The sequence below is a fragment of the Nocardia transvalensis NBRC 15921 genome, from assembly GCF_000308875.1.
GTDB lineage: Bacteria > Actinomycetota > Actinomycetes > Mycobacteriales > Mycobacteriaceae > Nocardia > Nocardia transvalensis.
In genome coordinates, this window is the sequence record NZ_BAGL01000017.1 from 1 (window position 1) to 13,998 (window position 13,998).

A 13,998-nucleotide genomic window follows, 5' to 3' on the forward strand; every position below is an offset into this window, starting at 1 on the left:
CGGCCGCACCGAACTCAATATCGACGGCGGCGTGCTGCACGGCGGCCTGCCCACCCTCCAACCTGTGTGGATGAGCCACGGCGACGCGGTCACCGATGCCCCGGCGGGCTTCGAGGTCACCGGCACCACCGCGGGCGCCCCCGTGGCCGCGTTCGAGGATCGCGCCCGGCGGCTGGCCGGCGTCCAGTACCACCCCGAGGTGCTGCACTCCCCGCACGGCCAGCAGGTGCTGAGCCGGTTCCTGCACGAGGTGGCCGGTATCCCGGGCTCCTGGACCTCCGCCAATATCGCCGAACTGCTGGTGAATCAGGTACGCGAGCAGATCGGCGACGGCCACGCCATCTGCGCCCTCTCCGGCGGGGTGGACTCCGCGGTCGCGGGCGCGCTCGTGCAACGAGCCATCGGTGACCGTCTGACCTGTGTGTTCGTCGACCACGGCCTGTTGCGCGCCGGCGAGCGCGAACAGGTACAGCGCGATTTCGTCGCCGCCACGGGGGCGAAGCTGATGACCGTCGACGCGGTGGACAAATTCCTGGGCGAGTTGAAGGGCGTCACCGATCCGGAGGAGAAGCGCAAGATCATCGGGCGCGAGTTCATCCGGTCGTTCGAGGATTCGGTCGCCCGGATCGTCGAGGAGACCTCGGCGTCTGGCGATTCCGCGGCGGACGCCCCCGCGGTCGAGTACCTGGTCCAGGGCACCCTGTACCCGGACGTGGTGGAATCCGGCGGCGGCACCGGCACGGCCAATATCAAGAGCCACCACAATGTCGGCGGCCTGCCCGAGGACCTGGAGTTCGAACTGGTCGAACCGCTGCGGCTGCTGTTCAAGGACGAGGTTCGCGCCGTCGGCCGTGAGCTCGGGCTGCCCGAGGAGATCGTCGCGCGCCAGCCCTTCCCGGGGCCGGGCCTGGCCATCCGCATCGTCGGCGAGGTGACCCACGACCGCCTCGACACACTGCGCCAGGCCGACGCCATCGCCCGCGAGGAGTTGACCGCGGCCGGGCTGGACAAGCAGATCTGGCAGTGCCCGGTGGTCCTGCTCGCCGATGTGCGCAGCGTGGGCGTGCAGGGTGACGGCCGCACCTACGGGCACCCCATCGTGCTGCGCCCGGTCTCCAGCGAGGACGCCATGACCGCCGACTGGACCCGCCTGCCCTACGAGGTGCTCGAACGCATCTCGACCCGCATCACCAACGAGGTCGCCGAGATCAACCGCGTGGTTCTCGATGTGACCAGCAAGCCGCCGGGCACCATCGAGTGGGAGTGAGCCGGGGCCGCTGCTGCCCTGTCCGGCAGGAGATTTCATCCGGTAGCAAGGTGTCGTGTCGCGGTGGTTCAGGCTCCTGTGTCAGGGTGATGCCCGGTGCTCGGGTGAGGTGCCGGGTCGCTCGGACCCGGCAATTGTTGGGAGGGTAGCCGATGACACAGGAATCCAACCGGCCGAAAAGCCTGTGGGCCAGGCCTTTTGCGGCGCTCGCGGTATTCGGGCTGGCATTGCTCGCGGCGGTGGGCGTTCTGCTCGCACCGGGTGGCGAGGCGGTGCACGGGCAGGACACGGCGGCGGCGTCGGCCGTGGCCGGCCCGGCGGAGGTGCGGCTGGCCGCGGACTCCGTACCGGACCGGGCGTGGAAGACGTTGCAGCTGATCGACGCCGGGCAGTGGCCGGACGCGGCCGACGCTCCCGGGACGAAGGGCGGCGGCGACTGGAGCAACCGCGAGGGTCAGCTGCCCGCCACGGACGGCAGCGGCAACCGGATCTCGTATCGGGAATGGGATGTGAATCCCAAGAAACCCGGGCAGAACCGGGACGCCGAGCGGATCGTCACCGGCAGTGACGGATCCGCCTGGTACACCGGCGATCACTACGGCAGTTTCACCAAGATGCGCTGACGGTCGGCGCAGGGGCTCGGATCCGAACGGATCCGAGCCCCTGTCGTATGCGCTGTATTCAGTTCTTCCGGCGCGGCGAGACCACCAGGCCGATGCCGACCACGATGGCGGCGGCCACCACGATCCAGCCGATCGGGATGATGCTGTGCGTGGGCCACGAGGACGGCCCGATGAACGCCCACACGCTGACCAGCAGCGCCAGCACTCCCGCCAGTAGCAGCGAGAACGACGGTCCCCGTCGGGTTTTCGAGTTGTCAGCCACGTTTCACCTCCGCGTCTCCGGCCTGAACATCGACATTGAGGGTGAGCACCGGGCCGTCGGCCGGACCGGTGATCCCCTGCGGGCACTGGATATCGCCCAGTCTGGACGTGCAGTTGGCCTGCACCCGCATGGTGTCCGGCACCAGCGCCCGGAAGTCGCCCATCCGGACCGAGACGTCGACCGTCCGGTTCTCGGTGAGGGCGAGCGAGCGCAGGTCGAGGGTGCCGGAGCCCATGTTGATCCGGTACTCCGGATCCAGGGCGGTGACCGTGGCCGGTGTCCAGACGTGGTCTCCCATCGCGCCGCGGTCGAATTCGACCGGCCCGACCATCGACGCCAGGATCACGAAACCGGCCAGCGGTGCGAGCACCACCATCAGCCCGTATCCGCGGCGCAGGAAGGCGCCGAAGATCAGCCCGAGGCCGACCACCGCCAGCGCCACCGCGCCGATGCGGCCGGGCGTCATCCAGTCCAGTCCGGACGCGGCCAGGGCGCCCGCGGCGGCCGCGGCGAGGATGGCCAGGCCGATCACCATCGGCGTGAGCCGGGAGCGAGGACGCCGCTGCGGCGGGGGCGGCGGCACGACGACCGGCTGTCCCGGGCCCGGCTCGGGCAGATCCCACGCCATCGGCGCCACGCCCAGCGGATCCCACCCCGGCGGGGTGAGTCCGGGGCGTGCCGGCCCCGGCGCCGTCCGGAACGGCGGTGGAGTAGCACTGGTTCGTGCTGTGTCATGAGCGGTCGTCGACGCTTTTCCCGGCATCACCTCGGTCTCCGTGGTGGAGTCCCGACCCGGTTCGCCCGTGGAGTCCTGTGAGGTCTGACCTGTCGCTTCCCCGGCAGAGTCCCGCGAGGCCCCCTCCGTGAACTCCCCGGTAGCGAGAGGCGAGGTCAGCGGCTCGGTGACATTGTCCGTGCGCAGCACGGCGGTGTCCGCCTCCGGCCGCCGCAGCACGTCCGTCGCCGTGTTATCCGGCACCCCAGTCGAAACACCCTGCGCCCCAGTGGCTTTCGCCTGCTCCGGCTCATAGTGATCCGGCAGCCGGGTGTACGGCCCGTAGGTGGGCCCCCACGGCGACCCGCCCGGGAACACGGCGCCCGGATATCCGGTAGCGGCGATATCGCCCTCGCCCGGCAGCGGACCGTAGCCGTCGGCGGGCGGCTGCGGCTGCCGCAGGAACAGCAGCCACCAGCCGGCCAGCATCAGGACGAAGCTGATCAGCCCGGATCCGGCGAGGCCCACGCCGACCGGGCCCATCGTGGTGACGGCGATCGCCAGCGCCACGAGTAGCACCACCGTCTTGGTCGGCGTCTGCGAGCTGTGCCCCCGGCCGATCAGGCCCTCGGCCGCCGAGACCTGGTCACCGGCCGCGGGCAGCAGCAGCCAGGCCGCCAGGTACAGCACGACGCCGGCGCCGCCGAAGATCGTCGAGACCACGAAGACGACCCGCACCAGCACCGGATCGACGCCGTAGCGATGCCCGAACCCGGCGGCCACGCCGGCGATCGGACCCTGCCGCGGCAGGCGCCTGGGGCGTGTCTGCCACAGCTGGTGCAGTTGTTCGCTGAAACCCGTCCGGCCGGTCCCGCCGGCCCAGCCGCTCGCTCTGGTCATGTCTCCATGGTGGCGAGCGGCGGGGCCGGATCGCATCAGGAATCACCCTGATCTGTCACCGGGGATCAGAGCACGATCGGATCGCCGAAGACGGCGCCGTTGCCGTCGACCGCCGGCGAGGACACCTCGATGATGCTGTACGCCCGGACGGTCAGCGGGCCGCCGCAGCCCTGCACCATCACATGGAAATCCCGGCTGACCAGATATGCGGTGTCGCCGGGTGTGAGGGCCTTCTCGCCGACCTTCACCTCGGTGATCTTGCCGGGGCCGAGCGACAGGTTCACGCCGATTCCGGCCGAGACGCTGGGGCCGATCGTGATCCCCGCGCTCGGGCTCACGGCATCGGGGCTGACGGATACGCCCGCGTTGGCCCCGGCGTCGAGCGACGCCCCCGCGTTCGCACTGAACTTCACGTCGATGTCGACGGCGCAGGCGACGAAGTACCCGGCCTTCAGCGTGCCGGTGCCGCCGGCGAGGCGGGCGTAGGAGGTGTTGTCGAGGAATACCTCCCGATTGGCGGGCATGCCGTTGAGCGATCCCACCGGATGCGCGGCATGTCCGGTGTGGCCCACCGTGAACTCGAACCCGTCCGGCGCCCGGTAGGTGTTCTCGTGCGGTGCGAGACCGTCGGCGGCGTGCGCGGTGAACGGCGTGGCGAACGCGATCCCCAGCGCGGTCGCGGCGGTGACGAGTGCGGACGAGATGTGCATGATTCCTCCCCTGAACTTGCTCCGGCCCCGCCGCGAGAGCGGGGACCGGGGGCGTTGCCGCCCGCCTCGAACGTAGGGACGGCGGCCGGTTTCGCGGCGTGCCGACCTCGTCGGCTAGGGGTGAATGCGCTGGTAGTCAAGGCCCTGACGAGTTCTCCGGTCCGGCGCGCGAGGTTTCCGGACCGGACGCGCCCGCCCCACCCCGAGAGCCGGAATGGGGGTGTTTCCCGATGGTCGGTGTCGGGGCGCCGTGCCAGTATCGAAGGCATGTACCCGTCCATGCCCGCGTTCGATGCGCGCGGAGTCCAGCCCGCCCCGGCGTATCCGCGGCTGATGCGGCGGTCCGGCGGGCGGGTGGTCGGTGGTGTCGCCGGGGGCGTCGCGGACCATCTCGGTGTCGACGTCTTCCGGGTGCGGATGGCGTTCGTCCTGCTGTCGGCGCTGATGGGCGCGGGCATCGTCGCGTACGGGATGCTGTGGATCTTCACCCCGGCAGGCGCCGACGCCCCGCCGCCGTCCCATTCCGAGCGGCGGCAGGCGGTCGGCCTGATCCTGCTCGGGCTGGCGCTGGCGGTATCGATGTCGTGGCTGTTCAACGGCACCGCGGCCAAGGTGGTGGCGCCGATCATCGTCGTGGCGGTCGGCGCGGCGCTGGTGTGGCGCGAATTCGACGCGGAGGGGCCGCGGTCGATCCTCGGCCTGCCCGCGCGGCCCACGGTGCTCACCTGGACGCGCATCCTGGCCGGCGCGACGCTGATCGTGGTCGGGCTGGGCGTGGTCGTCCTGGCCCGGATCAACCTGAGTTCCCTGGGTTCCGCGCTGATCGCCGTGGCGGTGACGCTGATCGGCGTGGGGCTGCTGACGGTCCCGCTGTGGCTGCGGATGATGCGCGCGCTGAATGCCGAGCGTTCCGCCCGGATCCGCAACGAGGAGCGCGAGGAGATCGCCTCGCACCTGCACGATTCGGTCCTGCAGACGCTGGCGCTGATCCAGCGGCAGGCCGGCGACCCGCAGGAGGTGGCGCGCCTGGCCCGCAGCCAGGAGCGCGAACTGCGCAAGTGGCTGTTCGAGGACACCGTGCCCGCGCAGTCGAGCCTCGCCGCCGCGCTGCGCACCATCGCCGGCGAGGTCGAGGACCAGCACGGCGTGAAGGTGACGCCGGTGACCGTCGGCGATGTGTCGATGGACCCCGGCGAGACCGGATTCGGCCTGCCCCGTGAGCATTTCACCGCGGTCCTGGGCGCCACCCGGGAGGCGCTGGTGAACGCCGCCAAACACGCCGAGGTCCCCACCATCGACCTGTTCGCGGAGGTGGAGCCGCATCAGGTCAGCATCTTCGTGCGCGACCGGGGCACCGGCTTCGACCCCGCCGAGGTCCCGTCCGACCGCCAGGGCCTGGCCAAATCCATCCACGCCCGGATCGAGCGCCGCGGCGGCACCGTGGAGGTCAAGTCCACCCTGGGCCGCGGCACCGAGGTCCGGATCTTCCTGCCCCGCAACGATTCCGAGGGCCAGGACGGCCCGCCCGAGGCCGAGGAACCCGAGGAAGTCACGGAGCGGATGGACGCCGGAGCCCCGGCCCCCACCGCGAAGGGTGCGTGAGCGCGGGCCTACTCCTCCCAGACCTCGACGAGCGGGAGGCCGAGATCCGTGCGGGCGGCGTCGACGAGGGTCTGGACGAGGTCGGTCTTGCGGCGGGTGTAGTGGTTCATATCGGAGATCTCCGCGGCGAGTTGCCGTTTCAGCGCGCCGTATTCGGCCGCCGCGTCCGGATGAGTGCGCAGGTAGTCGCGCAGGATGCGCTCGTTCTGGCCGTCCCAGTCCTCGACGCGCACCACGTGCAGGTGATGGGTGCTCCGCCCGGAGGCGTCGGCGCGCGGATAGAACAGGCGCCCGCGCATGCCGTTGTCCTCGCGGTGGTAGCCGAGCGCGGCCAGGATGTGCTCCCGGTCCACGGTGACGTCGAGATCGCGCACCGACGCCATCAGATCGATGATCGGCTTGGCCGCGAGCCCCGGAACCGCCGTACTGCCGATGTGCTCGATGTCGTGGAAGTGACCGGGTAGCGCCGCGGTGATATCGGTCATCGCCGTGCGCGCGTGCCGTGGCCATTCGGAGTCGTAGGGAACCACTCGGATATGCACCGGAGGCATCGTAGGGTAGCGGCGCGCGGGCCCGCGTTGTGGTACCGATGAGGTGCCGGCGTCGCGCCCGGCGGCGGGTTGCGGTCCGAGGTGAGGAGAACAGTGAGTATCCGGGTCTTTCTGGTCGACGATCACGCGGTGTTCCGGTCCGGGGTGCGGGCCGAGCTGAGCCGTGAATCCGATATCGAGGTGATCGGGGAGGCCGGCACGGTGTCCGAGGCCATCGCCGGGGTCAAGACGGCCCGCCCGGATGTGGTGCTGCTCGACGTGCACATGCCCGACGGCGGCGGGGTCGCGGTGCTGCAAGGGGTGGAGGCCCACCTGGGCGGTCAGGGCCCGGAGGAGGCAGCTGGCGTAACCACGCAGGGCCCCCGCTCGGGTGGAATCAGGCAGAGCCCGGTGTGCTTGGCGCTCAGCGTGTCCGATGCCGCCGAGGACGTGATCGCGGTGATCCGCGCCGGCGCCCGCGGATACGTCACCAAGACCATCTCCGGTCCCGAACTGGCCGACGGCATCCGGCGCGTCGCGGGTGGTGACGCGGTGTTCAGCCCGCGCCTGGCGGGTTTCGTCCTGGACTCCTTCACCGGCCGCTCGCCCGCCCCGGAGCCGCCGCTGGATCCGGAACTGGATTCGCTGACCCCGCGCGAACTCGAGGTGCTGCGCCTGCTGGCGCGCGGCTACACCTACCGCGAGATCGCCGAATCCCTGTTCATCTCGGTGAAAACCGTGGAGACCCACGCCTCCAACGTGCTGCGCAAGACCCAGCAGTCCAACCGCAACGCACTCACGCGCTGGGCTCACCGCCGCCGCATAGATTGACTACAGCACCGCCACCAGGATCACGATCAGGATCAGCAGGCCGATGAGCAGGCCGATCGCGATCGCGAGGGGTGCGGCGTTGGGGCCGAGACCGGCCATGTCGAACGCCGGCTTCTTCTTCTGTGCGGGAGCGCTCGGCGCGGTGGCGCGCGGCGGGCGCGGCAGCGGCGCGGAATGCGGGCTGCGCAGTCCCGCAGCGGAATTGCGGGCCGCCCACGCCGGAATGGTGCCGTCGTCGGTGCGGACGGGAGCGCCCAGGATGTAGGGCCCGGTGCCGGGACCGAATACGGCGGTGAGGATTTCGTCGCGCGCCTCGGCCATGGACGGGCGGCGCTGCGGAGCGGGTTCCATCATGTGCAGCAGCACCGGCGTCAGGGCGCCGCTGCGGTTGGGCGGGATGATCTGCGCCATCGCGGCGCGCTCGACGATCACGTCGTTGTCCTCGTGGAAGCCGTACGGCGGCTGCCCCTCGATCGCCGTGTACAGCGTTGCGCCGAGGGAGAATACGTCGCTCGCCTCGGTCGGGCGGTAGCCGCGCGCGACCTCCGGCGGCAGGTAGGCCGGGGTTCCGGTGATCGCGTCGTCCAGTTCGTCGTGAGCGTCGCCCGTACCGCGCGAGATGCCGAAGTCGCTGAGCTTCACCTTGCCGACCTCGGCGCCGCGGTCGGCGACGAGGATATTGCCCGGCTTGATGTCGCGGTGGGTGATCCCGGCGGCGTGCGCGGCGGACAGCGCGTCGGCGATCTGCGCGCCGATCTGCGCGACCTCGATCGGCGGCAGCGTGTCCACCAGCGCGAGCGCCTTGGCCACGCTGCGCGACGGTAGGTATTCCATCACCAGCCACGGCTCGCCCGCCTCGAGAACCACGTCGTAGACGGCGATGGCGTGCTCGTGCGACAGCTTCGCCGCGACCCGGCCCTCGTGGATGATCTGGTTGCGGACCTCGGTGGCCTCCTGTTCGGAGAGCCCGGCCGTGGACAGCACCTGCTTGACGCCGACATCGCGGTTCAGCAGTCTGTCGTGCGCCAGCCACACCGCGCCCATGCCGCCGCCGCCCAGTTTCGATTGCAGGCGATAGCGGCCGGCGACCAGATAGTCGGGGCCGACGATGGAACGGGCGCGTTCGGTCACGGCGCGAGGATAGCGGAAAACCATCCTGACTGGCCTGCTTCGGAAGTTCGAGGTTCGCGCGAGTGGCGCTTGACGTGGATCGGGGGCGGGGTTCTACTGAAGGTGAGTCGAACGTATATTCGATACGTATCGATAGCTGGATCGGTGCTGACATCGGCGCACACGGTGGAGTCCATTCGGTGGGAGATAGGTGGTCGAGGATGGGTTCGGCTGGAGAGGTCACACAGGAGCGGCTGGCGGAACTGCGGCGGCGGATGGCCGCGGTTCCGGCGCGCGGCGCGGGTGCGACGACGCGCCGATCGCTGCGCCGGGAGGCGTTGCCGGTGCCGTCCGCGCTGGTGGAGCTGCTGCCCGACGGTGGCCTGCCGAAGGGGTCGGTGGTGGCGTACGCGGGGGCGGGTTCGCTGCTGACCGGACTGCTGGCCGCTGTGACCGGCAGCGGCGGGCATGCCGCCGTGGTGGGGCTGCCCCGGCTCGGCCTGCTCGCCGCGGCCGAGATGGGCGCCCGGCTGGACCGGCTGGCCGTGGTCCCCGATCCCGGATCGGATCCGGTGGAGGTCGCCGCGGTGTTGCTCGACGGCCTGGACCTGGTGGTGCTCGGCCTGGGCGGCCTGTCGGTGCCACCCAGCCGCACCCGCGTCCTCGCCGCGCGTGCCCGTAGCAAGGGCGCCACGCTCGTGGTGACCGGCGGCGCCTGGAGCGGCCCGGCCCTGCGCATCGAATCCCGGGTGGCCGGATACGGCGGCCTGGGCCGAGGCTGCGGCCGCCTGCGCACCCTCCGCCTGGACGTCCGAGTCCACGCCCGCACAGCCCCACCCCGCACCGGCAGCCTGGAACTGACCCCCCGCGCCGGGCGCGTCGAATGGATTGCGGCCCAGCCGAACACGCCCCGCCGCCTGAGCACAGTCCGAGAGGCTGTGTCATGACAGCGCAGTCCCTTTCAAGCTACGGCGGTATGTGCCCCGCCCCGAGGCACGGTGGTGCGTTCCTCTGCTGCTCGAGCTACGGCGGCGTGTTCTCTGGCTCGGGGTGCGGCGGCACGTTTCCTGGCCTGGGTCGTGGCGGCGTGTACCCCGGGTGACCGTATGACTCAGCCTGGGGCGCGGCTCGGTTCCCGGGTGCTGGCGCTGTGGTGTCCGGATTGGCCGGCGGTGGCGGCGGCCGCGCTGGCGGATATACCGCCGACGCGGCCAGTGGTGGTGCTGCATGCCAATCGGGTGGTGGCGTGTTCGGTGGTGGCGCGGGCGGCGGGGGTGCAGCGCGGGCTGCGGCGGCGGGAGGCGCAGGCGCGGTGCCCGGATCTGTTCGTGGCACAGGCGGATCCGGACCGGGACGCGCGATTGTTCGAACCGGTCGTCGCGGCCGTGGACGCGACCGTGCCCGGCGTGGAGGTGCTGCGCCCGGGCCTGCTGGTGCTGACCGCGCGCGGCGCCGCCCGGTTCTTCGGATCCGAGGAGGCGGCGGCCGAGCGGCTCGTCGACGCGGTGTCGGCGGTCGGGGTGGAATGTCAGATCGGGATCGCCGACGTGTTGTTCACCGCGGTGGCCGCCGCCCGCCGGGCCACCCTCGTGCCACCGGGGCAGAGCGCGCGATTCCTGGCGCCGCTGCCGGTGGGCGAACTCGCCGCCGAACCGAGCCTGGCCGCGCCGGAACGCGCCGATCTGGTGGATCTGCTGCACCGCTTGGGATTACGCCGGATCGGCGATTTCGCCGCGCTGACCCCGGCCGAGGTCGCCTCCCGCTTCGGCGCCGACGCGATCCGCGCCCACCGCTGCGCCCGGGCGGAGCCGGAACGGCTGCCCTCGGCGCGCCCGCCCGATCCGGACCTGACGGTGGAGTATCGGTGCGATCCGCCGATCGATCGCGTCGATGCCGCGGCCTTCGCCGGTCGCCTGCTGGCCACCCGGCTGCACGAGCGGCTGTCCGCCGCGTCGGTGGCCTGCACCCGCCTGTCTGTGATCGCGGAAACCGCCGCCGGGGAAAGCCTTTCGCGCATCTGGCGCTGCGCCGAACCGCTCACCCCCGAGGACACCGCCGACCGGGTGCGCTGGCAGCTGGACGGCTGGCTCACCCATCGCGGCCGCCCGGCCCCGACCGCCCCGATCACGCTGCTCCGGCTGGAACCCGTCGAGGTGGTGACGGCGGGCACGCTGCAACTCGGGCTGTGGGGCGGGGTCGGAGAGGGTGACGAGCGCGCCCGCCGCGCCCTGGTCCGGGTGCAGGGACTGCTGGGCGGGGAGGCGGTGCGGGTCGGCGTCCTCAGCGGCGGCCGCGGCCCGGCCGAACGCGTCACCCTGGTCGCCCTGGGAGACGAACAGGTTCCCGCCGCCGACCCGGCGCTGCCCTGGCCCGGCCGGCTGCCCGAACCCGCCCCCGCCGTGGTGCTGGTCAACCATCCCGGCGTCACCCTGGAGGCCGCCGACGGCACCCCCGTCTGGATCACCGACCGCGGCCTGTTCACCGCCGACCCCGCCACCCTGCACTGGGGCGCCAAACACTGGGAAGTCACCGCCTGGACCGGCCCCTGGCTCCTCGACGAACGCTGGTGGACCACCGCCCGCCCCACCGCCCGCACCCAAATCCTCCTGTCCGCCGAAGTCCGCGCGTTACTACTACTCGGCTACAACAACGCCTGGCACGTCGAGGGCCTCTACGAGTAGTCCGCCGCACTGGGCATTACCCGCCATGCCGCACTGGGCATTACCCGTCATGCCGCACTGGGCATTACCCGTCATGCCGCACTACACATTTCCCGGCATGCTTTTGGCCGGGATCTCTTGCCGCAGCTACCGCGGCAGCCCCCAGACCAGGGCCATGGTGAAGGGGTGGCCGCGTAGGTGGGACCACTTGGGTTTGGTGGTGAGCCAGGCGTCGTCCACCACCGCCTCGACGGCTTCGGTGAGTTGCCAACCGGCGGCGACTCCGGCGGTGACGTGCTCGCTGAACAGGTGCAGGTGGGTGCTGATCGCCAGCGGCTCACCGGATTCGGGTGTGTAGTGGGTCGGCATCCCGGTCACCATCATGAACTGCGGGTGATAGCTGACGAGGACGAAGGAGCCGCCGGGCGCGGCCAGCCGCCGGGCCTCGGCGTAGAACGGCGCGAGGTCGGGCAGATGCTCGTCGATCAGCGACGAGATCACCAGATCGTATGCGCTGCCGGGCAATCCGGTCTCACGCACATCGCCCAGGGCGAGGGTGGTGTGCGCGCCGCGCTCGCGGGCCCGCGACAGCATGCCCTCGCTCAGATCGACGCCGTCGATGTGGGAGACGCCCTGTCCGCGCAGCCACTCACCGGTGCGCCCGGTGCCGCACCCCAGATCGGCGGCGCGGCCCACCGCACCCCAGTCGGGCCGTCGCAGCCGGTTCAGCAGCGCGAGATCCATCTCGTCCATGACGGTCTGCTCGTAGGTGGGCGCCCACCCGTCGTATCCGGTGGCGACGTCCACGGTCCGGTAGTTGCGTCGGTCGAAATCCGCGAAGGCAGGCATGCGCCGCAGTATCGCGCGCCCGGCCCTACCCCGGGCAACTCATTTACGTGCGGCCGCGCCGAATGCCGTTGCGGAGGGTCACGGTTCGGTGGTCGGCTCCGCGGGGGTCACGCCGCCCCGCCGGGCCAGCACCCGCGTGCCCGGGCCCGACGCCGCGCCCGGTCCGGCGAGAGCCGTCGTATTCGCGCTCGTCACCGGCTCACCGCATTCCGAGCAGCAGACCCGCGGGGTGAATTCCGCGCCGCAGTCGTCGTGGACCAGCCGCACCGGCGGCCCGCCCGGCGGCGTCGCCCACTTGTCGCCCCAGGCCATCAGCGCCAGCAGCACCGGCACCAGATCCCGCCCGGATTCGGTGAGGTGATACTCGTGCCGCAGCGGCCGCTCCCGATACACCCGGCGCTCCACGACGCCGTCGTCGACCAGCGCCTCGAGCCGGCGCGTGAGCAGATTGCGGGAGATGCCGAGATCCTCCGCGATGTCGTCGAACCGGTGCAGGCCCAGGTGGAGGTCCCGCACGATCAGCAGCGTCCACCATTCCCCGACGCGTTCCAGGGCCTGCCCGATCGAGCAGTGCATCTCCGCGAAGCTGGTCCGTTGCATGCCCCCAGTCTAGAGGGTTGATTCATTGAACTCACCCGGCGTACGGTGATTCCGCCGAGAGTTCAATGAAAGGACTAACTAATGCCGTTCGTGGAGTTGTTCGTACCCAAGGGCTCGCTCGACCAGGACCGTCGCGAGCAGATCGGCGGCCGGCTGGTGTCGGAGGTGATGCTCGCCGAGGGTGCGCCGGATACCGAGGCGGCCCGCTCGATCTCCTGGCTGGTGGTGAACGAAATCGACGCCTGGTTCGTCGGCGGCCGGCAACTGCCCGCCGGAGAGAAGCCGAAATACGTGGTGCGCGTGGGCGTTCCGGCCGGTTCGATGAACGACGCCAAACGCGAGGACATCGTCCGGCGCGTCACGCGGGTGCTCGCCGACGCCGACGACGAACCGTCGCGCTTCACCCAGGCCGCCAGTGCCTGGGTGCACATCAACGAGATCCCGGAGGGCAACTGGGGTGCGCGCGGCGAGATCGTGCGCATCGAGGACATCGTCGCCCTGGTGTCGGCGGGCTGAACCGCCGCTCGCGACGGCCCGTACCCTGGATGATCGTGGAATCTACTGTCACCCGGGTGCCGCTGGACGGCGTACTGATCGCCTATCGCGATTCCGGGACGCCGGCAGTGGAACATCCGCTGTCGGACGTCCCGGTGCTGCTGGTGCACGGCATGGGCGGGGACGGGCACACCTGGGATCGGATCGCGCGGCAGCTGGTCCAGCTGGGCCGCCGGGTGATCATCCCGGATCTGCGTGGCCACGGCCGCAGCGCGCACACCGCCGACTACCGGTTCGACGAATTCGGCGCCGACCTGCTGCGGCTGTGCGATCTGCTCGGGCTGACCACCGTGGATCTGGTCGGCCACTCGCTCGGCGGTTACGCGGTGTCGTGCGTGGCGATCGAGCGTCCCGCACTGGCGCGACGGCTCGTGCTCGAGGAACTGCCGCTACCGCTGCGCTCCGGCGACGAACAGCTCACCCTCACCCGCCGCCTGCCGAGCCCGCCGGAGTTGTGGCACGCCACCACCAGCCTGCTCCGGCATCCGCGCGCGGTGCTGGCCTTCGACCGATCGATGACGCGGATCGCGCTGGAACAGTTCCGCAAGCCGAATCCGGAATGGTGGGACCGGTTGGCGGACATCACCGCACCCACCCTCACGCTGCGCGGCGGCCCCGGTGGCATGGTCGACCCGGAGAAGCTGGCGGTCTTCCACACCTCGGTCCCCGACTGCACCGTCGGCGCGTTCGACTGCGGGCACAGCATCCACCGCGACCGCTACCAGCAGTTCTCCGCGGCGGTACTGCCGTTCCTCGGCCACTGAGCCGCGCACGGCTTCTACAG

The 13,998-nt window shown here is 71.1% G+C and carries 15 protein-coding genes; 8 read left to right on the forward strand and 7 right to left on the reverse strand.

Going from position 1 to position 13,998, the window contains the following annotated elements; translation table 11 throughout:
* Both guaA and ON41_RS06840 read left to right on the forward strand, forming a co-directional pair.
* On the forward strand, positions 1-1,267 hold a 1,267-nt coding region (guaA, locus tag ON41_RS06835; RefSeq protein ID WP_040746133.1), incomplete at its 5' end, for a glutamine-hydrolyzing GMP synthase.
* Positions 1,268-1,419: 152 nt separating this feature from the next.
* The gene (locus ON41_RS06840; protein ID WP_051161059.1) at positions 1,420-1,890 is read left to right on the forward strand and encodes a guanyl-specific ribonuclease; all 471 of its coding nucleotides are present in this window, start codon (positions 1,420-1,422) and stop codon (positions 1,888-1,890) included.
* Positions 1,891-1,948: 58 nt separating this feature from the next.
* Here ON41_RS06840 and ON41_RS06845 read toward each other — a convergent pair whose 3' ends face one another.
* The 3 genes from ON41_RS06845 to ON41_RS06855 form a co-directional block, all read right to left on the reverse strand.
* Complete coding sequence (locus ON41_RS06845; RefSeq protein WP_040746135.1) at positions 1,949-2,152, reverse strand: hypothetical protein; 204 nt, start codon at positions 2,150-2,152, stop codon at positions 1,949-1,951.
* Positions 2,145-3,767: a PspC domain-containing protein gene (locus ON41_RS06850; RefSeq protein ID WP_051161060.1), complete on the reverse strand. Its 1,623-nt coding sequence runs from the start codon at positions 3,765-3,767 to the stop codon at positions 2,145-2,147. Before ON41_RS06850 ends, ON41_RS06845 begins: the two co-directional genes overlap by 8 nt.
* Positions 3,768-3,832: 65 nt before the next feature.
* On the reverse strand, positions 3,833-4,477 hold the full coding sequence (locus tag ON41_RS06855; RefSeq protein WP_040746139.1) for an MspA family porin: 645 nt from the start codon (positions 4,475-4,477) through the stop codon (positions 3,833-3,835).
* Between the two features lie 267 nt (positions 4,478-4,744).
* Between ON41_RS06855 and ON41_RS06860 the strand changes: the two genes are divergently transcribed.
* The gene (locus ON41_RS06860) at positions 4,745-6,079 is read left to right on the forward strand and encodes an ATP-binding protein (protein ID WP_051161061.1); all 1,335 of its coding nucleotides are present in this window, start codon (positions 4,745-4,747) and stop codon (positions 6,077-6,079) included.
* An 8-nt stretch (positions 6,080-6,087) separates the two neighbouring features.
* On the opposite strand, the gene ON41_RS06865 is transcribed toward ON41_RS06860, so the two are convergent.
* On the reverse strand, positions 6,088-6,621 hold the full coding sequence (locus ON41_RS06865) for a GrpB family protein (protein WP_218003371.1): 534 nt from the start codon (positions 6,619-6,621) through the stop codon (positions 6,088-6,090).
* 108 nt (positions 6,622-6,729) lie between these two features.
* Here ON41_RS06865 and ON41_RS06870 point away from each other — a divergent pair, with 108 nt between their 5' ends.
* Positions 6,730-7,440 (forward strand): LuxR C-terminal-related transcriptional regulator, encoded by a 711-nt coding sequence (locus ON41_RS06870; RefSeq protein WP_040746179.1) that lies wholly within the window; start codon positions 6,730-6,732, stop codon positions 7,438-7,440.
* Here the strand turns inward: ON41_RS06870 and ON41_RS06875 are convergent, their stop codons facing one another.
* A complete protein-coding gene (locus ON41_RS06875) occupies positions 7,441-8,595 on the reverse strand; it encodes a serine/threonine-protein kinase (RefSeq protein WP_040746143.1) in 1,155 nt (384 codons plus the stop codon).
* A 176-nt stretch (positions 8,596-8,771) separates the two neighbouring features.
* On the opposite strand from ON41_RS06875, the gene imuA' reads away from it, so the two are divergent.
* Positions 8,772-9,497 (forward strand): DnaE2-dependent mutagenesis accessory factor ImuA', encoded by a 726-nt coding sequence (gene imuA', locus ON41_RS06880; RefSeq protein WP_051161062.1) that lies wholly within the window; start codon positions 8,772-8,774, stop codon positions 9,495-9,497.
* Positions 9,498-9,656: 159 nt separating this feature from the next.
* Positions 9,657-11,231, forward strand: a complete 1,575-nt coding sequence (locus tag ON41_RS06885) for a DNA polymerase Y family protein (protein WP_040746144.1) — start codon at positions 9,657-9,659, stop codon at positions 11,229-11,231.
* 126 nt (positions 11,232-11,357) lie between these two features.
* Here the strand turns inward: ON41_RS06885 and ON41_RS06890 are convergent, their stop codons facing one another.
* Both ON41_RS06890 and ON41_RS06895 read right to left on the reverse strand, forming a co-directional pair.
* Positions 11,358-12,059 carry a class I SAM-dependent DNA methyltransferase gene (locus ON41_RS06890; RefSeq protein ID WP_040746147.1) on the reverse strand — a complete coding sequence of 234 codons (702 nt, stop codon included), beginning with the start codon at positions 12,057-12,059 and terminating at the stop codon, positions 11,358-11,360.
* Positions 12,060-12,137: 78 nt separating this feature from the next.
* Positions 12,138-12,659: a winged helix-turn-helix transcriptional regulator gene (locus tag ON41_RS06895; RefSeq protein WP_051161063.1), complete on the reverse strand. Its 522-nt coding sequence runs from the start codon at positions 12,657-12,659 to the stop codon at positions 12,138-12,140.
* Between the two features lie 81 nt (positions 12,660-12,740).
* Here ON41_RS06895 and ON41_RS06900 point away from each other — a divergent pair, with 81 nt between their 5' ends.
* Together ON41_RS06900 and ON41_RS06905 are read left to right on the forward strand one after the other, a co-directional pair.
* Positions 12,741-13,175 carry a tautomerase family protein gene (locus ON41_RS06900; protein WP_040746149.1) on the forward strand — a complete coding sequence of 145 codons (435 nt, stop codon included), beginning with the start codon at positions 12,741-12,743 and terminating at the stop codon, positions 13,173-13,175.
* 35 nt (positions 13,176-13,210) lie between these two features.
* Positions 13,211-13,978 (forward strand): alpha/beta fold hydrolase, encoded by a 768-nt coding sequence (locus ON41_RS06905; RefSeq protein WP_040746186.1) that lies wholly within the window; start codon positions 13,211-13,213, stop codon positions 13,976-13,978.
* Positions 13,979-13,998: the final 20 nt, after the last annotated feature.